This window comes from Rhodococcus sp. DMF-1 (assembly GCF_021441945.1).
Classification (GTDB): domain Bacteria; phylum Actinomycetota; class Actinomycetes; order Mycobacteriales; family Mycobacteriaceae; genus Rhodococcus; species Rhodococcus ruber.
In genome coordinates, this window is record NZ_CP090442.1 from 3,033,413 (window position 1) to 3,055,993 (window position 22,581).

Annotated in this window: 19 protein-coding genes; 9 read left to right on the forward strand and 10 right to left on the reverse strand. The window is 70.7% G+C overall.

Annotation, left to right across the window (positions count from 1 at the left end; genetic code table 11):
* Positions 1 to 10: 10 nt before the first annotated feature.
* The 4 genes from LZP97_RS13845 to LZP97_RS13860 form a co-directional block, all read right to left on the reverse strand.
* On the reverse strand, positions 11 to 1,108 hold the full coding sequence (locus tag LZP97_RS13845) for a ferredoxin reductase (protein WP_026137882.1): 1,098 nt from the start codon (positions 1,106 to 1,108) through the stop codon (positions 11 to 13).
* Positions 1,109 to 1,261: 153 nt separating this feature from the next.
* Positions 1,262 to 2,665 carry a dihydrolipoyl dehydrogenase gene (gene lpdA, locus LZP97_RS13850; protein ID WP_048772313.1) on the reverse strand — a complete coding sequence of 468 codons (1,404 nt, stop codon included), beginning with the start codon at positions 2,663 to 2,665 and terminating at the stop codon, positions 1,262 to 1,264.
* Positions 2,666 to 2,800: 135 nt separating this feature from the next.
* A complete protein-coding gene (locus tag LZP97_RS13855) occupies positions 2,801 to 3,640 on the reverse strand; it encodes an SDR family oxidoreductase (RefSeq protein WP_017681257.1) in 840 nt (279 codons plus the stop codon).
* 136 nt (positions 3,641 to 3,776) lie between these two features.
* Positions 3,777 to 5,093 (reverse strand): wax ester/triacylglycerol synthase domain-containing protein, encoded by a 1,317-nt coding sequence (locus LZP97_RS13860; protein WP_048772232.1) that lies wholly within the window; start codon positions 5,091 to 5,093, stop codon positions 3,777 to 3,779.
* Positions 5,094 to 5,177: 84 nt separating this feature from the next.
* On the opposite strand from LZP97_RS13860, the gene LZP97_RS13865 reads away from it, so the two are divergent.
* Positions 5,178 to 7,190: a prolyl oligopeptidase family serine peptidase gene (locus LZP97_RS13865; RefSeq protein WP_048772229.1), complete on the forward strand. Its 2,013-nt coding sequence runs from the start codon at positions 5,178 to 5,180 to the stop codon at positions 7,188 to 7,190.
* Between the two features lie 3 nt (positions 7,191 to 7,193).
* Here LZP97_RS13865 and LZP97_RS13870 read toward each other — a convergent pair whose 3' ends face one another.
* Together LZP97_RS13870 and LZP97_RS13875 are read right to left on the reverse strand one after the other, a co-directional pair.
* A complete protein-coding gene (locus LZP97_RS13870; RefSeq protein ID WP_017681260.1) occupies positions 7,194 to 8,045 on the reverse strand; it encodes an alpha/beta hydrolase family protein in 852 nt (283 codons plus the stop codon).
* A 9-nt stretch (positions 8,046 to 8,054) separates the two neighbouring features.
* A complete protein-coding gene (locus LZP97_RS13875) occupies positions 8,055 to 9,086 on the reverse strand; it encodes a patatin-like phospholipase family protein (protein ID WP_010592196.1) in 1,032 nt (343 codons plus the stop codon).
* A 111-nt stretch (positions 9,087 to 9,197) separates the two neighbouring features.
* On the opposite strand from LZP97_RS13875, the gene LZP97_RS13880 reads away from it, so the two are divergent.
* From LZP97_RS13880 to LZP97_RS13895, 4 genes are all read left to right on the forward strand, one after another.
* Positions 9,198 to 9,584, forward strand: a complete 387-nt coding sequence (locus LZP97_RS13880; RefSeq protein ID WP_234574682.1) for a PASTA domain-containing protein — start codon at positions 9,198 to 9,200, stop codon at positions 9,582 to 9,584.
* A 94-nt stretch (positions 9,585 to 9,678) separates the two neighbouring features.
* Positions 9,679 to 10,062, forward strand: a complete 384-nt coding sequence (locus tag LZP97_RS13885; RefSeq protein ID WP_048772226.1) for a phage holin family protein — start codon at positions 9,679 to 9,681, stop codon at positions 10,060 to 10,062.
* Positions 10,063 to 10,147: 85 nt separating this feature from the next.
* Positions 10,148 to 10,354, forward strand: a complete 207-nt coding sequence (locus LZP97_RS13890; protein WP_003937438.1) for a PspC domain-containing protein — start codon at positions 10,148 to 10,150, stop codon at positions 10,352 to 10,354.
* A gap of 113 nt (positions 10,355 to 10,467) precedes the next feature.
* Entirely contained in the window at positions 10,468 to 11,457 is a 990-nt protein-coding gene (locus tag LZP97_RS13895; RefSeq protein WP_029539851.1) for a bile acid:sodium symporter family protein, read from the forward strand.
* Between the two features lie 467 nt (positions 11,458 to 11,924).
* Here LZP97_RS13895 and groL read toward each other — a convergent pair whose 3' ends face one another.
* The 4 genes from groL to htpG all read right to left on the reverse strand — a co-directional run bounded on the left by groL (position 11,925) and on the right by htpG (position 17,241).
* Positions 11,925 to 13,550, reverse strand: coding sequence for a chaperonin GroEL (groL, locus tag LZP97_RS13900; RefSeq protein WP_010592200.1), 1,626 nt, complete (start codon positions 13,548 to 13,550; stop codon positions 11,925 to 11,927).
* A 249-nt stretch (positions 13,551 to 13,799) separates the two neighbouring features.
* On the reverse strand, positions 13,800 to 14,327 hold the full coding sequence (locus LZP97_RS13905) for a DUF6764 family protein (protein ID WP_040270769.1): 528 nt from the start codon (positions 14,325 to 14,327) through the stop codon (positions 13,800 to 13,802).
* A gap of 100 nt (positions 14,328 to 14,427) precedes the next feature.
* Positions 14,428 to 15,204 (reverse strand): HAD-IIA family hydrolase, encoded by a 777-nt coding sequence (locus LZP97_RS13910; protein WP_010592202.1) that lies wholly within the window; start codon positions 15,202 to 15,204, stop codon positions 14,428 to 14,430.
* A gap of 105 nt (positions 15,205 to 15,309) precedes the next feature.
* A complete protein-coding gene (htpG, locus tag LZP97_RS13915) occupies positions 15,310 to 17,241 on the reverse strand; it encodes a molecular chaperone HtpG (RefSeq protein ID WP_048772221.1) in 1,932 nt (643 codons plus the stop codon).
* A gap of 198 nt (positions 17,242 to 17,439) precedes the next feature.
* Here htpG and hutU point away from each other — a divergent pair, with 198 nt between their 5' ends.
* Genes hutU through LZP97_RS13935 form a run of 4 tightly spaced genes read left to right on the forward strand, consistent with a single transcriptional unit; the run spans position 17,440 to position 22,579 of the window.
* Positions 17,440 to 19,122 carry a urocanate hydratase gene (gene hutU, locus LZP97_RS13920; RefSeq protein WP_048772219.1) on the forward strand — a complete coding sequence of 561 codons (1,683 nt, stop codon included), beginning with the start codon at positions 17,440 to 17,442 and terminating at the stop codon, positions 19,120 to 19,122.
* A 4-nt stretch (positions 19,123 to 19,126) separates the two neighbouring features.
* The gene (gene hutI, locus LZP97_RS13925; protein WP_010592205.1) at positions 19,127 to 20,311 is read left to right on the forward strand and encodes an imidazolonepropionase; all 1,185 of its coding nucleotides are present in this window, start codon (positions 19,127 to 19,129) and stop codon (positions 20,309 to 20,311) included.
* Entirely contained in the window at positions 20,308 to 21,303 is a 996-nt protein-coding gene (hutG, locus tag LZP97_RS13930; protein WP_048772215.1) for a formimidoylglutamase, read from the forward strand. The genes hutI and hutG overlap by 4 nt, the downstream gene beginning before the upstream one ends.
* Before the next feature lie 37 nt (positions 21,304 to 21,340).
* Positions 21,341 to 22,579, forward strand: coding sequence for an NAD(P)/FAD-dependent oxidoreductase (locus tag LZP97_RS13935; protein ID WP_048772212.1), 1,239 nt, complete (start codon positions 21,341 to 21,343; stop codon positions 22,577 to 22,579).
* Positions 22,580 to 22,581: the final 2 nt, after the last annotated feature.

A 22,581-nucleotide genomic window follows, 5' to 3' on the forward strand; every position in this document is an offset into this window, starting at 1 on the left:
TTCCTTCCGTTCACAGCTCGATTTCGATGTCGCCTTCGGCGGTGTGGATGCAGGTGCGGACCGCAGCGCCGACGGGTTCGGCGACCTCGTCCGTGCGCAGGTCCCGCACCTTGCCGGAGCGCAGCGTGCCCACGCAGGTATGGCAGATCCCGATCCGGCATCCGTACGGAAGCTGCAGACCCGCCTTCTCGCCCGCCACCAGGATCGGCGTGCCGCCGTCGCATTCGACGTCGGCCTCGCTGTCGAGGAAGTGGACCGTGCCGCCTTCACCCGATCCCGCATTCCCGCCGATGATCGGCTGGAAACGCTCCATGTGGAGTTTTTTCGGATCACCGTGGTCGTTCCAGTGCTCGACGAATGCGTCGAGCATGTCGCCGGGGCCGGAGCAGAACGCCTCCCGCTCCCGCCAGTCGGGGCACAGCTCGTCCAGATCGGCCGGCGTCATGCGGCCCTGCTCCGCGGTGAGCCGCAGCACCAGCCGGAACCCGGACCGGCGTGCCTCGAGGTCACGCAACGTGGAAGCGAAGATGACCTCGTCGGCGGTGCGCGCCGAGTGCACCAGAACGACGTCGTCGAGGCGGTCGCGGTGGTCCAGGCTGCGCAGCATGCTCATGATGGGGGTGATACCGCTGCCGGCACTGACGAACAGCATCTTCGCAGGCAGTGGATCGGGCAGGGTGAACACGCCCTCGACCTCGCCGAGCCGCACCACGTCGCCGGGCTGGATGCGGCGCACCAGGTGCGGCGAGACCACGCCGGTCTCGACCACCTTCGGGGTGACGCTGATGAGCCCGTCCTCGGGATCGGGATCGGAGGTCAGCGAGTAGGCACGCCAGTGGTAGACGCCGTCGATGATCACGCCCAGTCGTACGTATTGACCGGGGCGGTGTCCGCGCCACTCGTAGGCGGGACGGATGAGCACGGACGCCGCGTCGGGACCTTCCGGTACCACCCGCTCGACCCGGCCCCGCAACTCCCTCGTGGTCCACAGGGGATTGATCATCTCGAGGTAGTCGTCGGGCCGGAGAGGAGTGAAAAGGTGTCGGACGGCGCGCAACATCATTCTGCGCACCGGATGCACCCTGGGACGCGCACCCCGTTCTGCCATGCCGACAAGGTACCCCGCGTCACGGGTATCCAATCAGGTTTCGTCGTTGCCCGAGACGACGACAGCCCGCGGCGACGTTTCGGTCACCGCGGGCTGAGGCCGGTACATCCGAACGGGGATCTGCCCGCGCGGAGGATCTTCGACGCGCCGGGATCAGAAGTTGATCATGTGGCCTGCGAGGCCGTGGATGGCCTCCTGCAGCGCCTCGCTCAGCGTCGGGTGGGTGTGGACGTTGCGGGCCAGTTCGTTGACCGTCAGGTCCCACTTCTGCGCGAGGGTCAGCTCGGGCAGGAGTTCGGAGACGTCGGGGCCGATCAGGTGGCCGCCGAGCAGCTCTCCGTGCTTGTTGTCGGCGATCAGCTTGACGAAGCCGTTGGGATCGCCGAGGCCGTGGGCCTTGCCGTTCGCGGTGAAGGGGAAGGTGGCGACCTTGACGTCGTAACCCTCGTCGCGCGCCTGCTGCTCGGTCAGTCCGAAGCTGGCGACCTGCGGCTGGCAGAACGTCGCACGCGGCATCATCCGGTAGTCGTCGAAGGTGAGGGTCTCGGCGCCGCCGATGGTCTCGGCCGCGACCACGCCCATCGCCTCTGCGACGTGCGCGAGCATGAGCTTGGCGGTGACGTCGCCGATGGCGTAGATGTGCGGCACGTTGGTGCGCATCACGTCGTCGATGGCGATGGCGCCCCGGTCGGTGAGCTCGACACCGGTGTTCTCGAGGCCGAAGCCCTCCACCCGCGGGGCGAACCCGACGGACTGCATGACCTTGTCGACGACCACGGACTCGACGTTGCCGGACTTGTTGTCCTTGATCGCGACGGTCACCTTGTTGCCGTCGTCGTCGATGGACTGCACCGCGGCCCCGGTCATGATCTTCACGCCGAGCTTCTTGTACGCCTTCGCGATCTCCTTGGAGATGTCGGCGTCCTCGTTGGGCAGCGCCCGGTCGAGGAACTCGACGATGGTGACGTCCACGCCGTAGTTCTTCAGCACGTAGCCGAACTCCATGCCGATGGCACCGGCGCCGACGATCAGGATCGAGCCCGGCAGGTCGCGGGTGAGGATCTGCTCCTCGTAGGTGACGACGTTCTCGCTCAGCTGCGTGCCGGGCAGCAGCTTGGTCACCGACCCGGTCGCGATGATCGCGTTGTCGAAGGTCACCGTCTCGGTCCCGCTCTTGTTGAGCTCGACCGAGATGGTGTTGGCGTCGACGAACGAGCCGGCACCGTCGTATTCGGTGATCTTGTTCTTCTTCATCAGGAAGTGCACGCCCTTGACGCGGCCGTCCGCGACCTTGCGGCTGCGGTCCAGGGCCGCACCGAAGTCGAAGGACACGTCCCCGGACATGCCGAACGTCTTGGCCTCTTTCGTGAAGAGATGCGCCAGTTCGGCATTGCGGAGAAGCGCCTTGGAGGGAATGCAGCCCACGTTCAGGCAGACACCACCCCAGTACTTCTTCTCGATGATGGCGGTGCTCAGGCCCAGCTGTGCCGCGCGGATAGCAGCGACGTACCCACCGGGACCGGCTCCGAGGACAACGACGTCATAGTGTGAGGTCACGAACAAACAGCGTAGACCTGCCGCTCCGGCGTGTCTGCGGATGGTCCGGTTACCCGCCGGTAGTCCCGGCACCGGGCACGAATCGGGCGTGCACACGGGCCCGAACGTGGCGGAAGCGGCGGGCGCAGCCCCCGGTCAGCGGCGGAAGCTCCGCATCCGCCGCACGTACCGCAGCACCTTCCGCACCGGCACCGGTCGCGGCCAGTCGACGGCACGGAACCACGCCTCGCTGCCGCCGTCGACCACCACGACCGAGCCGACGAGGAAGTCGGCGGCCGGGGACAGCATGAACTCCACCCACTCGGCAATCCGGTCCGGCTCACCGAACCCCCCGATCGGGACGGGGAAACTCCGGACCCGATCGCCCTCCGGGCTCGCGAGCTGAGTGTCGAGGAGGGGGGTCGACACCGCGCCCGGCGCGAGGACGTTCAGGCGGATCCCCGCCCCCGCCCAGTCCGGGGTCACCGCGTTCCGGCGCACCCAGTGGGTGACGGCGATCTTCGACGCGGCGTAGGTGAAGGGGGCGGCCGCGGGCCTGATGCGTCCCGCCCGCCGCACCCCCTTCTCGAGGTCGCCGGCGAGAAACGCCCGCACGGCCGACATGGGCACGGCCGGGGTGGTGGTCGTCGAATTCGACCCGAACACCACGACCTTGCTGTTTCCGGCCGCGGCGAGCGCCGGCCGCCACCCTTCGAGCAACTCGATCACGCCCCGGACGTTGACCTGGGCGAGGGTGTGCTCCTTGCCGGGCACCGGGCCGAGACCCGCCGCGAGCACCGCACCGTCGAGCCGGTTCCCGGCCCGCTCGAGGGTTCGACGCACCGCCGCGGACCGCCCCGCGGGGGTCGAGAGGTCGGCGACGACGTCGGCCTCCTTCAGGTCGACGGTGATCACGGTGTGGCCCGCGGCCCGCAGCCGGTCCGCGCTCGCCGCGCCCATGCCGGACGCCGCCCCGGTCACCGCGTACACGCCCATCGCCACTCCCTCGTCGATCCGGTTCCGACCGGCACGCTACCGCCGGAGCCGCCCCGAACCAAGCAGTTGCTCGCCCGCCACCTCGGGGCCTCCGGGCGCGCCTGTCCTACGCGCGCGAGCCGCGCGACGGCGCCCCCTACGCGCGCGCGAGCCGCGCGACGGCGCCGCGCAGCAAGCTCTCGTACCGGTCCAGCTCCCCAAGCCCGATCACCTGCGGACTGGTGGTGATCGACAACGTGACCGCGTCGCCGATTCCGTGCACGCCGTGGGTCAGGCCCATGACAGGCGACAACCCCGGGAAACCGGCGGTGAAGCGCACGGCGGCCCCGCCGAGCACCAGGTCGTCCGCGCCGCGGTACACGCTGGACACGACCGTGTTGCCGGTGACGGTTCGCGGCACCGCACCCAGGTCGGCGCGGGCGAGCCCGAACCGCAACAGCGGCGCCGGAAGGTGCGCGAACGGACGGTCCCGGAGATCCACGGCCGGATGCACGAGCCGTCGTCGCCGCAGCGCCAGGTCGGCGGCGATCGCCGCGGCACGCTCCCGGGGATCGTCCACGTGCGCGAACAGCCGGACACCGGCGCTGCGGTAGGAGTTGCGCGCCGTCCCGTTCGGGGCGACGGAGACCGGCACCTCCGCGCCGAGCCGGTCGGCCGGGAAGTCGCCGAGGAACTCGCCGAGCGCGGACGCGATCGCGGTCAGTGCACCGACGGTCACGGTCCCCACCGTGCGCAGGTCCGTCGCGGAACACACGATCGTCCGCACCGCACGCCCCGGGCCGGGGTCGGTGTTCACGGCGCTCAGCGGACATCCCGGGGCCGCCGGCGGGACAGCCGGATCGGCCAGGTCCCGTTCGGCGCGGCCCGCGCGTACCCCCGTCGCCAGCAGTGCGCCCAGCTGGATCGGCACCCGGGCCACGGCACGCAGCAGCATCGCCGGCACCGACGGCGCCTCCGGCCCCGTCGGGGTACCGTCGGCGGCCGGGCCCGCACCCGACAGCAACGCCCGGGCCAGGACCGAGGCGCGCATCCCGTCCGCGAAGGCGTGCGAAACCTGCAGCACCACAACGGTTGCGGTTGTGGCGCAGCGGGGCGCCCCCGTCACGCCGGCCAGCAGGTGCACTCGCCACGGCGAGGTCGTGATGTCGAGCCGGTCGGTGAGCAGTTCACCGAGGGCCCGCTGCACTCCCGGCCAGGACGGATCCGGCAGCCGGTGCACGACGAACCGGTCGGCGCCGACTAGCCCCGCCGCCCAGTACGGATAGTCCAGACGACCCGGCACCGGCACGGCGCGCAACCGGAGTTCGGGGACGGCCGACGCCCGATGCCGAAGCTCGGTCACCAGGGTGTCCGGGTCGCCGGCTTCCCCTTCGAAACAGAACAGCAGGAACTGGTCGCTGCGGACACGGTCGTCGAGCCAGTCCCGCAGGGCGTCGGAGGGATGCAACTGCATTCCGCCAGTGTGGCGGGCGCGGCGCGGGAGCCGCGCCCGCGGTCCCCGCCGGGTCGTCCCGGGCCGGATGGGTAAGAATTGCCTATGGCCGACGACACGAACGACCCGCACCTCTGGCTCGAGGACGTCACCGGCGACGACCAGCTCGGGTGGGTGCGCGCGCACAACGACCGCACCGTCGACGAATACACCCGCACGGAGGCGTTCGGGACGCTGCAGTCCCGGATCCGGGAGGTGCTCGACACCGACGCGCGCATCCCGTACGCGCGGCGCCGCGGTGAGTATCTGTACAACTACTGGCGCGACGCTCGGCACGTGCGCGGCCTGTGGCGGCGGACCACCATGGAGCAGTACCTGCGCGACGAACCGGACTGGGACGTGCTGGTCGACCTCGACGCGGTCGCCGAGGCGGAGGGCGAGAACTGGGTGTGGTCGGGGGCGCAGGTGCTGCGACCCGACCAGTCCCGGGCCCTGATCGGACTGTCACGCGGCGGCGCCGACGCCACCGTGATCCGCGAGTTCGACATGGAGTCACGGAAATTCGTCGACGGACCGGACAGTTTCACGGTGCCGGAGGCGAAGACCGACATCGGCTGGATCGATGCGGACACCGTGTACGTCGGCACCGACTTCGGCGACGGCTCGCTCACCGACTCCGGGTACCCGCGCCTGGCCAAGCGCTGGCGCCGCGGTACGCCGCTGGCGGAGGCCGAGACGGTGTACGAGGGCGACAGATCCGACGTCGCCGTCTCCGCCTGGTACGACCGCACGGGTTTCGAGCGCAGTTTCGTCGAGCGCGCGATCGACTTCTACACGTCGCACCGGTTCGAACTGCGGCCCGACGGGGAACTCGTCCGGATCGAGGCCCCGGACGATGCGAAGGTCTCCGTGTACCGCGACCACCTGCTGATCCGGACCCGGTCGCCGTGGCTCGGACATCCGGCGGGCACCCTGCTGGCCGCGAACTACCCGGATTTCCTGGCCGGCTCCCGGGAGATGACGGTGCTGTTCGCGCCGGACGCGCACAGCTCGCTGGAACAGTACGCCTGGACGCGCAACCACCTGCTGACGGTCGTGCTGCGCGACGTGCAGACCGAGGTGCGGGTGCTCACCCCGGGCGTGGACGGGTGGACCGATCGGCCGGTCGACGACGTGCCGCCCGCGACCACCACCTCCGTGATCGACGTCGATCCGCTCGAGAGCGACGAATTCTTCCTCAACTCCAGCGGTTTCACCGTGCCCGCGACGCTGCTGTCCGGCACGGTCGGCGGGCCGCTGGCGTCGATCAAGCAGGCACCGGCGTTCTTCGAAGCCGAGAACATCACCGCCACACAGCATTTCGCCACTTCGGACGACGGGACCCGGATTCCGTACTTCGTGGTCGGCCGCGACACCTCGTCCCCGGCTCCGACCCTGCTGTACGGCTACGGCGGATTCGAGAACTCGATGGTGCCGGCGTACAGCGGCGGTGTCGGCCTGGCGTGGCTCGAACGCGGGTACACGTACGTGATCGCCAACATACGCGGCGGCGGCGAGTACGGACCGCAGTGGCACACCCAGGCGCTGAAGGAGAACCGGCACAAGGTGTTCGAGGACTTCGCCGCGGTGGCACGAGATCTGGTCGCGCGGGGCATCACCACCGCCGATCGTCTCGGCATCCAGGGTGGGAGCAACGGCGGCCTGCTCATGGGCGTGATGCTCACCCGCTACCCCGAACTGTTCGGGACGATCGTGTGCCAGGTGCCGCTCCTCGACATGAAGCGCTACCACCTGCTGCTCGCCGGAGCGTCGTGGATGGCCGAGTACGGCGACCCCGACAACCCCGACGAGTGGGCCTACCTGCGCGAGTACTCGCCGTACCAGAACACCGCCGCGGACGCGAAGTACCCGCCGATCCTCATCACCACGTCGACGCGGGACGACCGGGTGCACCCCGGGCACGCCCGGAAGATGGTGGCGCGGCTCGAGGAACAGGGCCACGAGGTCTGGTACTACGAGAACATCGAGGGCGGCCACGGCGGTGCCGCGGACAACGCCCAGGCCGCCTTCAAGGCGGCGCTGACGTTCACGTTCCTCGAACGCATGCTGTCCGGGTAGAACTCACCGGTCCTTCAACCAGGCCGCGATGCGGTCGACGGTGTCCGCGTTGTCGCGAATCCAGCCGTTGTGCCCCAGCGGCCGGGACTGGTGCCACGTCGTCACGTCCGCGCCCGGCATCTTCTCGAGCAGGTGCCGGGCGGCGGCGACCGGCGTGAGGTCGTCGCCCTCGACAGTGACGGACAGGACCGGCAGGCTCAGCTCGGCGAGCCGCTGCTCGTAGTCGACGTCGGCGTCGCGGGGCTCGAAACGCCCGCTCCGGGCCAGGCGCGCCCAGTCCGAGATGAGCTGCCGGGACTGGCGACCGAAACCGGCGACGTCGAGCCGGTCGCCGGGCCAGAATCCGGCGATGCTCGCGGTGATCGACATCGCCGCGGACCCGAGGAGCAGACCCGGCCCGCGGATGCCCGCGTGGTGGCGGTAGTACGGGGTCCCCGCGGCGACGAGGACCAGCCCGCCGAGCCGTCCGGGGTTGCGGGCGGCATAGAGCGCCCCGAGCTGCCCGCCCATCGAATGCCCCAGCAGGTACGGGGTGGAGTCGAGGAACCGCTCGTGCACCACCTCCAGCATGGCCGGCAGGTCGACGGCCACCAGCTCCTGGTAGCCGTAGTCGCTGTCGGGTCCGGGGCGGGGCCGGCTGTCGCCCTGTCCGGGCAGCTCGCAGAGCGCGGCGTCGAACCCGTGCGCGGTCAGGGCGTCGGCGAAGGGCTCGTAGTAGCCCGCCGGAATGCCGAGACCGGGCAGGATCACCACCACGGGCCGCGGCGCGTCGATGCGGGCCGGTTGTTCCGGACCGGGGAACAGGCGAACGGGTGTCGTCGTGCCGCCCGGCAGCTGGATCGGTACGGTCTCCACCGGCTCAGCCTAGGCGGTTCCGGTGTCCGGGTCAGGCGGTTCGGCCGCCGGCGCGGTCCCGAGTCCCGCGGCGTCGAGGGCGGACTCGGTGAGGCTGCGGCCGAGCGCGATCATCTCCGCCGCGCGGTGGAAGTCGAGACTGCGACCCGACTTGCGGGGGATGCGGATGAGCACGTCCGGCGGGTACCCGGCGAGCTGGTAGCGGGCCAGGGCCGACTGCATCAGATCGAGCGAGCGGTTCATCACCTCGAAACGGCTCAGCTTCGGGACCGGGACCGGATCGTCGACGACCTCGGCGTCCTCGGATGCCACGTCCTCCGCGGCGTCGCTGCGCGCCCCCGGCCCACCGCCGAAACGACCCACCATCGAGCGGACGACGTCCCGCTCCAGCAGTTGCGCGGCGCTGCGGCGGAATCGGCCGATCCACTCGTCGACCGGTCGCGGCTCCGCACTCGCGTGGGCCGGGGCGCCGCCGTCGACGTCGCGTTCCTCGGCCCCGAGACTGACACCGATGGTGACGTCGGCACCCGCGGCGAGGATCGGGGCGAGCGGCAGCGGATCGAGGATCCCGCCGTCCGCGAGCACCCGCCCGTTGAGCACGTACGGGGTGATCACGCCGGGAATCGCGATGGACGCGCGGATCGCCACGTCGACGGGGCCGCGCTGGAACCAGACGGATCGTCCGGCGGCCAGGTCCGTCGCGACGGCCGTGTACGGGATCCGCAGCCCCTCGATGGGGGTGTCGCCGAGGATCTCGCGCACCTTGTCGAGGATCTTCTCGGCGTGGATGGCGCCCGGCGCGGACAGCGACACGTCGAGCAGCCGCAGCACGTCGAGCTGCGTCAACGACGTCGCCCAGCGGGTGTAGTCGTCGAGCCTGCCCGCCGCGTACAACCCACCCACGAGCGCGCCCATGGACGAGCCCGCCACGCCGGCGATCTCGAGTCCGCGTTCCTCGAGCGCCTCGATCACACCGATGTGGGCGTAGCCGCGGGCACCCCCGCTGCCCAGGGCGAGCGCCACCCGCGTCGGTCCGGCCATTCCCAGATCCTACGGAGCATCGTCGGTGCGCACCCCGAGAAGAAAGTTCAGGGTGCGGATCGGGGCGTCACCCGATGTGGAGCGGGTCCTGCGCCCGGCACGCTCGAAGGCATGACATCCACTCCGAGCAGTTCTCTCGTCGTACCCGAAACCGCGCACCGCGCAGGACGTTCGATACGCGCCTCGGTCGCCGCCGTGTGCACCGCGGCGGTGCTCCTGGGCGCCGGGACGGCGGCGGCCCAGGCTGCGACCCGGCCGGTCCCGAACGTGGTCGGCATGAGCGAACAGAGCGCCCGGGCCACGCTCGAGGCGCAGGGCGTGCCGTACGGCGTGGTCAACCGCGCGGGCACGGCGTCCGGCCACTGCCACGTCACCGGGCAGCGCGACCGGGGCTACCGCACCGAGGTCGACATGCAGTACAACCACGAGAAGAACGAGTTCGAACGTGTCGAGACGCCGATCTGGCGGGGTGTGGGCCTGACGGTGGTCTGCAACTGACGAGTTCTCGCCGACGATCGGGCGGGCCGGGATTCCGGCCCGCCCGATCGTCTTTCCGGTTCACCGACCCGGCCGGGAAGGCTACTCTCCTCGCATGGTCCGTCTGCTCGCGTCCGCGGTCGTCGCACTGCTCGCCAATGCCCTGGCGCTGCTCGTCGGCGCCTGGGTCCTGCCCGGCATGTCGCTCGACGGCGTCGCCTTCGTCATCGCCGTCGCCCTGTTCACCGTGACGGCGATGCTCGTCGACCCGCTGCTGCGCCAGCTGGCGGTCACCAAGACCCCGGCGCTCCTGGGCAGCAGCGCGCTCGTCTCGACGCTGGTCGCGCTGATCGTCACCTCACTCGTCAGCGACGGACTGCAGATCAGTGGCGCGGCGACCTGGATCCTCGCGACGGTGATCGTGTGGGCCGTCGCGCTGGTCGCCCGGATGCTGCTGCCCCTGGTGGTCTTCAAGAAGACGCTTGCCCAGAAGCGCTGAGGACACACCCCGAGACGAAAGATCAGGGTAGGAATCGGGGCGTCACCCGATGCGACCGGCAGGCCCGTGGCGGCACTCTTGTCGCATGACATTCGAGAACAACACCCCCGCTCCCCGTCCCTTCGCCCGGTCCCGCTCGCAGCGCATGCTCGGCGGTGTGTGCGGCGGCCTCGCCGAGTACTTCGGCATCGACGTCAACCTCGTCCGCGCCGGCGTGGTGGTCGCCGCGTTCGTGACCGGAGGCGGCGCCGCCCTGGTCTACCTGGCACTGTGGATGCTGCTGCCGGAGTGACCGCGAGCCTGCACCCGTTCCAGGAAGCATGCACCCGCTCCGGGACGCCGGAGAGGGTGCACGCTTCCCACACCGGGTGTCGGCTCGTCCCGGCGGTGTCCTAGCGTCGACTCATGTTCTCCAGGATTCCCGTGCTCGGTCGCCTCGACCCGTTCCTCGTCGGCATCCTCACCACCGTCGCGGTCGCGGGACTGCTGCCGGCCTCGGGCACGGCCCTGAACATCTTCACGTGGGCTGCGAAGATCGCCATCGGTCTGCTGTTCTTCCTCTACGGGGCGCGACTGTCCACGCGTGAGGCGTTCGAGGGCCTCCGGCACTGGCGCCTGCACCTGACGATCCTCGCCACCACGTTCGCGCTGTTTCCGCTGCTCGGGCTGGCGACGAAGATGCTGGTGCCGACCGTACTGACCGAACCGCTGTATCTCGGGGTCCTCTACCTGTGCCTGCTGCCGTCGACTGTGCAGTCGTCGATCGCGCTGGTCTCCGTGGCCCGCGGCAACATCGCGGGTGCGGTCGTCTCCGCCAGTGCCTCGAGCCTGCTGGGCATCGTCGTGACGCCGCTGCTCGTCGCGCTGACGATGACCACGCAGGGCGTGACGTTCAGTGCCTCCGCGGTGCTCGACATCGTGCTCATGCTGCTGGTCCCGTTCCTGGCCGGCCAGCTCCTGCGCCGCTGGATCGGCGGATGGGTCGGCAGGCACGGCGGGCCGCTGAAGATCGTCGACCGCGGCTCGATCCTGCTCGTCGTGTACGTCGCGTTCAGTCGCGGCATGAACGAGGGCATCTGGTCGAGCCTGTCGCTCGGGCGGCTGCTCGCCCTGGCGGGTGTGTGCCTCGTGCTGCTCGCCCTGGTCCTGGCGCTCACGTGGTTCGGCGCACCGCGCCTGGGCTTCGCCTACGAGGACCGCGCGACGATCCTGTTCTGCGGTTCGACCAAGTCCCTGGCCACGGGCCTGCCGATGGCGACGGTCCTGTTCCCGGGCCAACCGATCGGACTGATCGTCCTGCCACTCATGCTGTTCCACCAGATCCAGCTGCTGGTGTGCGCGGCGATCGCGGCGCGGCTGGCGAAGCGCGCGGCCGCCCCGGCCGTCGCGGTCTGACCCGGTCGGCACCTCACACGAACGCAGCCGCAGCGGCGGGAGATCCCGGCGCTGCGGCTGCGATTCGGGTGTGCTCTCGGGCCGGGACTAGTCCGCGCTGCCCGAGCCGAGGTCGGCGATCAGTTCGAGGATGGGCGTGATGAGGTCGAGCAGGCTGCCGATCATGATCTTCTCCGTCCAGGTCGTGGGTGGCCGCTAGTCGTCTGCACTCAGCGAGTCCAGAACTTCCAGCAGATCGAAGTTTTCGAGCACCCAGCCGATGATGTCCGCGAGAGATCCCATGGCGACTCCTCCTTGATTTCGTCCGTGTCACGGATGCGCGGTCCTGGAAGTACGGCCGCGACGCCATTGTTACAAGAGTCGACGACCCGAGAACGCGGAAATCGGAGAAATCACCCGAACGACCGACGCCACGAGGCCCGGCCCCACCGAAGTGGAACCGGGCCTCGAAGACGGTCGGGGGTGGATCAGAAGTCCATGCCACCCATGCCGCCGGTCGGGTCGCCGGCGGGAGCGGCGGCCTTCTCCGGCTTGTCGGCGACGACAGCCTCGGTGGTCAGGAACAGGGCCGCGATGGACGCCGCGTTCTGCAGCGCCGAGCGGGTGACCTTGACCGGATCGTTGATGCCGGCGCCCAGCAGGTCCTCGTACTCGCCCGTGGCGGCGTTGAGGCCGTGGCCGGCGGGCAGGTTGCGCACCTTCTCGGCGACGACGCCGGGCTCGAGGCCGGCGTTGAAGGCGATCTGCTTCAGCGGAGCCTCGAGGGCGACCTTGACGATGTTGGCACCGGTGGCCTCGTCACCCTCGAGCTTCAGGTCGTCCAGAACCGGAGCGGCCTGCAGCAGCGCGACGCCGCCGCCGGCGACGATGCCCTCCTCGACCGCAGCCTTGGCGTTGCGGACGGCATCCTCGATGCGGTGCTTGCGCTCCTTGAGCTCGACCTCGGTGGCGGCGCCGGCCTTGATGACCGCGACACCGCCGGCCAGCTTGGCCAGGCGCTCCTGCAGCTTCTCGCGGTCGTAGTCCGAGTCCGACGCCTCGATCTCGGCACGGATCTGGTTCACGCGACCGGCGATGGCGTCGGCGTCGCCGGCACCGTCGACGATGGTGGTCTCGTCCTTGGTGACGACGACCTTGCGCGCACGGCCGAGCAGCTCGAGGCCGGCGGTCTCGAGGGAGAGACCGACCTCTTCGCTGATGACCTCGCCACCGGTGAGGATGGCGATGTCGGCGAGCTGGGCCTTGCGACGGTCACCGAAGCCGGGGGCCTTGACGGCGACCGACTTGAAGGTGCCACGGATCTTGTTGACGACCAGCGTGGACAGGGCCTCGCCCTCGACGTCCTCGGCGATGATCGCGAGCGGCTTGCCGGACTGGATGACCTTCTCCAGCAGCGGCAGCAGGTCCTTGACGGTCGAGATCTTGCCCGACACGAGCAGGATGTAGGCGTCCTCGAGCACGGCCTCCTGACGCTCGGCGTCGGTGGCGAAGTACAGCGAGATGTAGCCCTTGTCGAAGCGCATACCCTCGGTCAGCTCGAGCTGGAGGCCGAAGGTGTTGGACTCCTCGACGGTGATGACGCCTTCCTTGCCCACCTTGTCGATGGCCTCGGCGATCAGTTCACCGATCGCGGGGTCGCCCGCGGAGATGCCGGCGGTGGCGCCGATCTGCTCCTTGGTCTCGACCTCCTTGGCGGTGTCGAGCAGCTTGGCGGTGACGGCCTCGACGGCCTTCTCGATGCCGCGCTTGAGACCGAGCGGGTTCGCACCGGCAGCGACGTTGCGCAGACCCTCGCGCACCAGCGCCTGGGCGAGCACGGTGGCGGTGGTGGTGCCGTCACCCGCGACGTCGTCCGTCTTCTTGGCAACTTCCTTGACCAGCTCGGCGCCGATCTTCTCGTACGGGTCCTCGAGCTCGATCTCCTTGGCGATGGACACACCATCGTTGGTGATCGTGGGGGCGCCCCACTTCTTCTCGAGCACGACGTTGCGACCCTTGGGCCCCAACGTCACCTTGACAGCGTCGGCGAGGCTGTTCAGGCCCCGCTCGAGGCCGCGACGGGCCTCTTCGTCGAACGCGATGATCTTGGCCATTGCGAAGTGATCCTCCGGATATGGGGGTGACACGCAGGGCGACCGCTCGTCGGGTCGCCCCATGTACGCCTTCGGCCGGAAGCAGTGCCCGCGACGGACGACCAGGGGTGTCGATATTCCCGGCCTCACCGTCCCGACCTGGCACTCACGTGTTGCGAGTGCCAAGAGCATTCTTAGCACTCGAGGGTGGCGAGTGCAAGGTTTGGAGCACCCGCCACCCTCGTCGTGCAGGACCGGTCCGGGGTGGGCTCAGCGACGCGTGGAACCGACGCCGACGGCGCACCACTGGCCGGTGGCCGTGTTGACCGCGAACGACTGCGGACCGACGCAGGTCACGCCGGTCGGATCGGCCGTCGCCCCCGAACCCCAGCCGGCGACGGACACCGTCGTCGCCGGGCCCTGGGCCGAGGAATGGCTCAGCCCGCCGCCGAGGGCGTACGCGTAGGCGCGGCCACCGTCCCCGGCGCCGCTCAAGGCCGTCCCGAAGCCCGTCGCACGGGCTTCGGCCGCGCCGGCCGTCCGGGCCGACGACACCGCGGTGCCGCTCTCGGAGGCGAAGGAGTGGGCCGTGCCGCCCTCGGTGGCCGTCGCACCGCAGCTCGCGGCGTCGGACACCAGGATCTCGTTGGCCGACGGCGGCGACACGCACGTCACCGGTGCCGCCGCGGCGGTGCCCACGCCGAGCAGGGCCGCCGATGCGACACCGAGAGCGGCGACCACACCGGCCCGGAGGAGACGGCGGGGGACTACGACGGCACGGATGGATCGGATGGACAACAAGGTCTCCTCTGCGCTGGGCCGGGGCTCGGATACTGCGGACGGGGGCGACTCCCCCGGCGCGAGGGTACCGGCCGGACCCTTCCGGAGCGAGAGGTCGTCAGAGCGTGTCGAGCAGCTCCGGCAGGTCGGCCACCGAATCGATCACCCGGTCGGGACGCTCGACCGCGAGATCGAGCACCGACTGCCGAAACTTGCCGGTGCGCACCAGGATTCCCGTCATACCGAGGCGCTGGCCCGGAATGACCTCGGCGTGGAGATCGTCGCCCACCACCGCCATCCGGTCCGGTTCGGTGCCCATCAGCTCGGCCGCGGCGAGAAAGCCCCGCATCGACGGCTTCCCGACCGCGACGACGGTCTGCCCGCTCAGTTCCTCGAGACCCGGCAGGTAGACGCCGGTGTCGATGTGCAACCCGTCCGCGGCCTGCCACGTGGCGCCGCGGTGCATCGCCACCACCGGCACCCCGTCGAGCATCAGTTCGGCGACACGGCTGAGGGCGCGGTGACTGAACTCCGGCCCGGCCCCGCCCAGCACGACCACCTCGGGATCGTCCTCGTCGCGCACGATGCCCGCGAGGTCCGCCTCCACGTCGCCGTGGTTGAGCACCCAGCAGCGCCGGTCCGGGTAGGTCTGCCGCAGATACTCGGCGGTGAGGGACGCGGCCGTCACGATCTCGGCGGGTTCGACCGGCATGCCCAGGCCGGAGAGGGTCTCGGCGATCTGCGCACACGTCCGCGACGTGGTGTTGGTCAGGAAGGCCCGATGCACGCCGCGCTCGCGGAGCCCGGCGAGCACCTCGGCGGCGCCCGGCACGGGCACCCACGACGTCACGATCACGCCCTCGATATCGAACAACACCCCGTCCACACCGGCCATGGTGCGAGCCTATCGGGTCGCCCCGCCCCCGCCGCCCACGGACCGAATGTCACATCGCGTCGATCGGATCGACGCGATGTGACATTCGGCCGGAAGGGTGAGCGGCTACAGCGTGCGCGCGAGGCGATCGGCGAGCAGGCGGGCGAACGCCGCCGGGTCGTCGAGTTCGCCGCCCTCCGCGAGCAGCGCGGTGCCGTACAGCAATTCGGCGGTCTCACCGAGCGTCGGATCGTCGGCGCGCTGGGCATGCGCGTCGCGCAGAGCCGTGACCAACGGATGGTCCGGGTTGAGCTCGAGGATGCGCTTGGTGTGCGGGACGGGCTGGCCCGACGCCCGGTACATCCGCTCGAGGGTGGGCGACATGGCGAACGTGTCGCCGACGAGGCACGCGGGCGACGTGGTCAGCCGCGACGACAACCGCACCTGCTTCACATGCTCGTCGAGCGTCTCGCCGAGCCACGACAGCAGGCCGGCGTACTCCTTCTCCCGCTCCTCGCGCTCGGCCTCCGCGGCCTTCTTCTCGTCCTCGGTACCGAGGTCCACCTCACCCTTGGCGATCGACTGGAACCGCTTGCCCTCGAACTCGGGGACGGACCCCACCCACATCTCGTCGACCGGGTCGGTGAGCAGCAGCACCTCGAGCCCCTTGGCGCGGAACGCCTCCATGTGCGGCGAACTCTCGATCTGCTGCCGGGACTCGCCGGTCATGTAGAAGATCTCGTCCTGGCCCTCCTGCATCCGCGCGACGTACTCGGCGAGCGTCGTCGTCGCGTCCTCGCTGTGCGTGGACTCGAACGAGGACACGGCGAGCAGGGTGTCGCGGTTGTCGAAGTCCGAGAGCAGACCCTCCTTGAGGACCCGGCCGAACTGCGACCAGAACGTCCGGTACTTCTCCGGCTCGGTGGCCGCCATGTCCTTGATCGTCGACAGCACCTTCTTGGTGAGCCGCCGGCGGATCGCGCGGATCTGCCTGTCCTGCTGCAGAATCTCGCGGGAGACGTTGAGCGACAGGTCCTGTGCGTCGACCACGCCCTTGACGAAGCGCAGGTACTCCGGGACCAGTTCCTCGCAGTCGTCCATGATGAACACGCGCTTGACGTAGAGGTGGATCCCGGTCTTGCGCTCACGCATGAACAGGTCGAACGGCGCCTGCGACGGAATGAACAGCAGCGCCTGGTATTCGAACGTGCCCTCGGCCTTCATCGGGATGACCTCGAGCGGCTCGTCCCACGCGTGGCTGACGTGCTTGTAGAACTCGTTGTACTCCTCGGCGGAGACGTCGTCCTTCGAGCGCGCCCACAGCGCCTTCATCGAGTTCAGGGTCTCGGTCTCGCGGACCACCTCGGCGACGGACCCCTCACCCTCGGCCGGCTCGGTGTGTTCGACCTGCATCCGGATCGGCCACGCGATGAAATCCGAGTAGCGTTTGACGATCTCCTTGATCTTCCACTCGGCCGTGTAGTCGAACAGGTGGTCCTCGGTGTCCTCCGGCTTGAGATGCAGCGTCACCGACGTGCCCTGGGGTGCGCCCTCGACCGTCTCGATCGTGTACGTCGCCTCACCGCTCGACTCCCACCGGGTGCCGTCGTGCTCCCCTGCCTTGCGGGTCAGCAGGGTGACCTTGTCGGCGACCATGAAGGTCGAGTAGAAGCCGACGCCGAACTGCCCGATGAGCTCTGCCGGCGCAGCCGATTCCTGCGCCTCGCGCAGCTTGCGCCGCAGTTCCGCCGTGCCCGACTTCGCGAGGGTGCCGATCAGGTCGACCACCTCGTCCCGCGACATGCCGATGCCGTTGTCGCGGACGGTGAGGGTGCGCTGCTCCTTGTCGACCTCGATCTCGATGTGCAGGTCCGAGGTGTCGACCTGCAGGTCCTTGTTGCGGAATGCCTCGAGCTTGAGCTTGTCCAGCGCGTCCGACGAGTTGGAGACGAGTTCCCGGAGGAAGGTGTCCTTGTTCGAATACACCGAGTGGATCAGCAGATCCAGCAGCTGACGAGTCTCCGCCTGGAACTCGAGCTGTTCGATACCCGTAGTCATGGATGGTTCCCTTCGACAGCAGAACGTTCGACGAAATCGTACGACCGGTCCGGTCCACTGTTCCAAGGGGCCGCGCCCGGGCCGCGGGCGGCACTCGGTCTCGGATCCGACACATCCGCCCGGACCTGTTGTCGTGGGGTGCTCCACCGCAGTGTCATGGAGTGAGGCGAAGGCGCGCCGGTGTCGAGAGGAGGCCCCATGGCCACCGGAACAACCCCCTCCCCCGGGCCCGGACCGCGGCCCGTGCGCGCCCCGCGCGGCCCCGGGTTGCGGTGCCGGGGCTGGCAGCAGGAGGGCGCGCTGCGACTGCTGATGAACAACCTCGACCCCGACGTCGCCGAACGGCCGGACGACCTGGTGGTCTACGGCGGCACCGGCCGGGCGGTCCGCAACTGGGCCGCATTCGACGCGATCGTGCGGACCCTCGAGACCCTCGGCGACGACGAGACGCTGCTCGTGCAGTCCGGCAAACCCGTCGGGGTGCTGCGCACCCACGAGTGGGCACCGCGCGTGCTGCTGGCCAACTCGAACCTGGTCGGCGACTGGGCGAACTGGGAGGAGTTCCGCCGCCTGGAGGCGCTGGGACTGACGATGTACGGGCAGATGACCGCCGGGTCCTGGATCTACATCGGCTCGCAGGGCATCCTGCAGGGAACCTACGAGACGTTCGGGGCCGTCGCCCGCGCGCGGTTCGGGGGCACTCTCGCCGGAACGGTCACCCTCACCGCGGGCCTGGGCGGCATGGGCGGGGCGCAGCCGCTGGCGATCACGATGAACGAGGGTGTGGCGATCTGCGTCGAGGTCGACGAGGCCCGGGTCGGCCGCCGGCTCGCGCAGGGCTTCCTCGACACCAAGGCCGACGGCGTCGAAGCGGCGCTGGCCGAGGCGCTCGCGGCACGGGATGCGCGGCAACCACGCTCGATCGGAGTGGTCGGAAACGCCGCCGACGTCGTGCCGGAGCTGCTCGCGATGCAGGCCCCGATCGACATCGTCACCGATCAGACCTCGGCCCACGACCCGCTGTCCTACCTGCCGCGCGGGGTGACGGTCGAGGAGTGGCCCACCCTCGCGGCGAAGGACCCCGTGTGGTTCACCGAGCAGGCCCGCCGGTCGATGGCCCGGCACGTGGAAGCCATGGTCGGGTTCCTCGATCGCGGCGCCGAGGTGTTCGACTACGGCAACTCCATCCGCGACGAGGCCCGCAAGGGCGGCTTCGACCGGGCGTTCGCGTTTCCCGGCTTCGTCCCCGCGTACCTCCGTCCGCTGTTCGAGGAGGGCCGCGGACCGTTCCGGTGGGTCGCGCTGTCGGGCGATCCCGCGGACATCGCCGCCACCGATCGCGCCGTGCTCGAACTGTTCCCCGAGAACGAGCATCTCGCCCGATGGCTCACGCTGGCCGGACGCGCGGTGCCGTTCCAGGGGCTGCCGGCCCGCATCTGCTGGCTCGGCTACGGCGAACGGGACCGGGCGGGCCTGAGGTTCAACGAGATGGTCGCCGCCGGAGAGCTCTCCGCTCCGATCGCCATCGGCCGGGACCACCTCGACGCCGGGTCGGTCGCCTCGCCGTACCGCGAGACCGAGGCGATGGCCGACGGTTCGGACGCGATCGCCGACTGGCCGCTGCTCAACGCCCTGGTCAACACGGCGTCCGGGGCATCGTGGGTGTCGATCCACCACGGCGGCGGGGTCGGTATCGGCCGGTCGCTGCACGCCGGACAGGTGTGCATCGCCGACGGCACCGACCTCGCCGCGCGCAAGCTCGAGCGGGTGCTGACGAACGACCCCGGCACCGGCGTCCTCCGGCACGCCGACGCCGGGTATTCCCGGGCCACCGAGGTCGCGGCGCGTCGCGGACTGCGCATCCCGATGCGGGAGAGCTGACGCCATGTCGCCCGGACGGAACTGGACCCTGCTCGACAACATCGGCTGCCTCGTCACGAACGACCCGGAGCTGGGCCGGGGCCCGCTGGGGGTGCTCGTCGACGCCGCCGTCGTCGTCGGCGAGGGTCTGGTGCGGTGGGTGGGGCCGAGCGCACGGATCCCCGAGGGCGCCGCCGGGACCCGGCACGACCTGCAGGGCCGAGCCGTGCTGCCCGGGTTCGTGGACAGTCACGCCCATCTCGTGTTCGCCGGTGAGCGCGCCGAGGAGTTCGCCGCCCGGATGGCCGGTGTGCCCTACACGGCCGGTGGGATCGCCACGACGATCGCGGCGACCCGCGCGGCGACCGATCGCGCGCTCGCGGCGACGGCGTCGCGGCTCGTCGCGGAGGGCTGGGGGTCCGGGACGACGACGGTCGAGTGCAAGTCCGGGTACGGCCAGTCCGTCGCCGACGAACTGCGCAGCCTGCAGATCGCCGAGGTGTACACACCCGAGACGACGTTGCTCGCCGCGCACGTCGTGCCGCCGGAGTTCGCGCGCCGCCCCGACGACTACGTCCGGCTGGTGTGCGAGGAGATGGTTCCCGCGTGCGCTCCGCACGCCAGGTGGATCGACGTGTTCTGCGAGCGGGGCGCGTTCGACGCCGATCAGTGCCGGGCCGTGCTGCAGGCGGGGATGGCGCACGGCCTCACCCCGCGGGTGCACGGCAACCAGCTCGGTCCCGGGCCCGGCGTGCAGCTGGCGGTGGAGCTCGGCGCGGCGTCGGTGGACCACGTCACGTACACGACGGCGGCGGACGTGGCGGCGCTCGCCGGTTCCGGCACGGTCGCGACGCTGCTGCCGGGCGCCGACTTCTGCACGCGCAACCGGTATCCGGACGCGCGGGCACTGCTGGACGCGGGCGTGACCGTCGCCCTGGCCACCGACTGCAACCCCGGCACCTCGTACCTGACGAGCATGCCGTTCTGCGTCGCGCTGGCGGTGCGTGAGATGCACATGAGCCCGGAGGAGGCGGTCGGTGCGGCGACCGCCGGTGGCGCCGCGGCGTTGCGCCGCACCGATGTCGGCGTCGTCCGGGAGGGCGCACGGGCAGATCTGATCGCGCTGGACGCCCCGTCGTATCTGCACCTGGCGTATCGGCCGGGTGTGCAGCTGATCCGTGAGGTCTGGCTGGAGGGACTTTTGATGTGACGATTCCGGTCGACGTGCCGCCGGTGCCGTGGACGGGCCGCGACGACGGGCCCGGTGTCGAACACCTGCGCTGGCACGGCGTGGTCTCGCCGCTGCCGGCGGACGCGGCGCGGGCTCAGGTCCTGATCGGATTCCGCAGTGACGAGGGCGTGCGCCGCAACCAGGGGCGGGCCGGCGCGGTGGACGGGCCGGTCGCGTTGCGGCGCGCCCTGGCGTCGCTGGCGCTGCCCGCGCCGGCCGTCATCCACGATGCCGGTGACATCGAGGTGCGCGGCGGCGCCCTCGACGACGGGCAGCGCCGTCTCGGTGCCGCGGTCGCCGCGCTGCTCGACGCGGAGCACGCGGTGGTGGTTCTCGGCGGCGGGCACGAGGTCGCCTTCGGCAGCTACCTGGGCTGGGCGGGGTCCGCGGCGGCGCGGGCCGGGGCCCGGTGGGGCGTGCTGAACCTGGACGCGCACTTCGACCTGCGGGCCGCGCCCGTCGCGACGTCGGGCACCCCGTTCCGGCAGATGGCCGAGCGCGAACGCGAGCAGGGCCGGTCGCTGCGCTACGCGGTGGTGGGCATCGCGCAGCCGAGCAACACGGCCGCGCTGTTCGCCGCCGCGGACGCGATCGGGGCGCGGTACCTGCTGGACGACGAGTGCCGCGCCACGAACCTGCTCGTCGTGGAGACGTTCGTGGAGGAGTTCGTCCGCGAGCTGGACGCGGTGCATCTGACGATCGATCTCGATGTGCTGCCCGGCTGGGTGGCGCCCGGGGTGAGCGCCCCGGCGGCCTGCGGGGTCGCGTTCGAGGTGGTGCAGCACGTGTGCGACGTCGTGGCGCGCAGCGGCCGGCTCGCGCTCGTCGACGTCGCCGAACTGGCGCCGGCCTTCGACGTCGACGGGCGGACGGCGCGGGCGGCGGCGCGGCTGATCCACCGGATCGTCACGGGCCGGCCGGACGACGGCCACCCTCGGTTCGCGGGCACCGAACCCGCCGGCGGTCCATGATGGAGGTGATGGGGTACCTCGAGATCGGGAGTGCGTCATGGCGATTCGTCGGGTCGTCGTCGTCGGGGCGGGCTTCGCCGGCCTGTCGACGGCGTGGTTCCTGCAGGAGCGCGGCGTCGAGGTCACGGTGCTCGACCGGACCGGGGTGGCGGCGGATGCGTCGTGGGGCAACGCCGGCTGGCTGGCGCCCGCGCTGACGCTGCCGCTGCCGGAACCGGCGGTGCTGCGGTACGGGATCCGATCGATGCTCACGCCGTCGTCGCCCGTGTACGTGCCGCCCGCGGTCGACCTGCGGTTGTGGCGGTTCCTGGTGGGCTTCGCGCGGCACTGCACCCCCCGCCGGTGGCGGGCGGCGATGACCGTGTTCGCCGAGGTGAACCGGAGCGCGCTGGGCGCCTACGACGATCTGGCCTGCGGCGGTGTCGTCGAACAGACCCGCCCGGCGGATCCGTTCCTGGCCGCGTTCGCGTCCGAGGACGACCGTCGCGTCCTCGTCGAGGAGTTCCGGCAGGTGGTGGCGGCCGGCGGCGAGGTGGATTTCGACCTGCTCGACGGGGACACGATCCGCACTCTGGAACCACTGCTCGGCGACGGGGTGCGGGCCGGGATCCGGCTGCGGGGGCAGCGGTTCGTCGATCCGCCGCGGTTCGTCGCCGCACTGGCGGACTCGGTGCGTGACCGCGGCGGTGCGGTCGTCACCGGATGCGAGGTGCAGGCGGTCCGGGACGACGCCCGGGGTGTGCGGGTAGTCGGTACCGACGGCGCGGACCGGGCGGCGGATGCGGTGGTGCTGGCCACCGGCGCCCGGCTGACCGACCTGGTCCGGCCGTTCGGGGTCCGGACGCCGGTTCAGGCCGGCCGCGGGTACAGCTTCAGCGTGCGCCCGGCGGACCTGCCGAAGAACCCGATCTACTTCCCGGCCCAGCGGGTCGCGTGCACGCCGCTGCACGACCGGTTCCGCATCGCCGGGATGATGGAGTTCCGGCGGCCCGACGCCCCGCTCGACCCGCGCCGGATCCAGGCCATCGTCGACGCCGCACGGCCGCTGCTCACCGGCATCGACTGGTCCGCCCGCACGGAGGAATGGGTGGGCTCGCGTCCCTGCACCCCGGACGGTCTGCCACTGGTCGGGGGGACCCGCTCGGCGCGTGTGTTCGTCGCCGGCGGTCACGGGATGTGGGGCGTGGCGCTCGGCCCGCTGACCGGGCGGCTGCTGGCCGACGCGATGACCGGTACGCCGGCGGCGGTCCTGCGGCACTTCGATCCGCTGCGCTGACG